This is a genomic window from Vibrio sp. YT-19(2023) (assembly GCF_033337395.1).
The window spans coordinates 1-589 of the sequence record NZ_JAWOQN010000804.1 but is presented as its reverse complement, the minus strand read 5'-3'; the positions used below and the strand labels follow the sequence as shown (position 1 = coordinate 589).

The 589-nt window shown below is 47.0% G+C and carries 1 pseudogene; it reads right to left on the bottom strand.

The features are described from left to right. Positions 1 to 589 (bottom strand): annotated as a pseudogene (uvrC, locus tag R7E78_RS28550) (excinuclease ABC subunit C); the annotation flags it as partial.

The window sequence follows — 589 nt, the reverse complement described above, 5'->3', positions numbered from 1 at the left end:
AGCGCCGCTCTAACGCCTGCCCCATCGCTGCATAATCATCGCCACCCGTGATTCCAGTAATGTTATAGCGTCGGTATTCTTGCTTTACCGGACCTTCGTTGTTGAAGACCACACATGATGCGATAGTGCTCTCGCCCATCGTATGGGAAATATCAAAACACTCCATCCTCATAATAGACTCCATTCCCAACGTCTCGCGAAGTGCTTTGAAACGTTGGTTGATCGTCATCTTATGGTTGATTTTTGTCGTGATGGCAGTAAGTGCATTGGTATTAGACAGCTTAAGATATCTCCCTCTCGCACCAGTCGGAGAAGTATGGAAATGAACCTTACGCCCTGCGACTTCACTCAGTGCTTTTTGAATGGGTTCGAGATCGTCGGCCAACTCTTGGTTCAGTATTATTCGAGATGGGATTGTTCGCGCCTCATTGTGGCTCAGGTAGTACTGAGTCAAAAAGCTATCGAATACCTCTTGTTGGCTCGTGTTTTGAGGAATCTTAGGGAAATGACTGCGACTGCCTAACACTTTACCCTGACGAATCATCAATATGTGGATGCAAGCAATGCCGTTCTCTTGCGCAAAACCCAG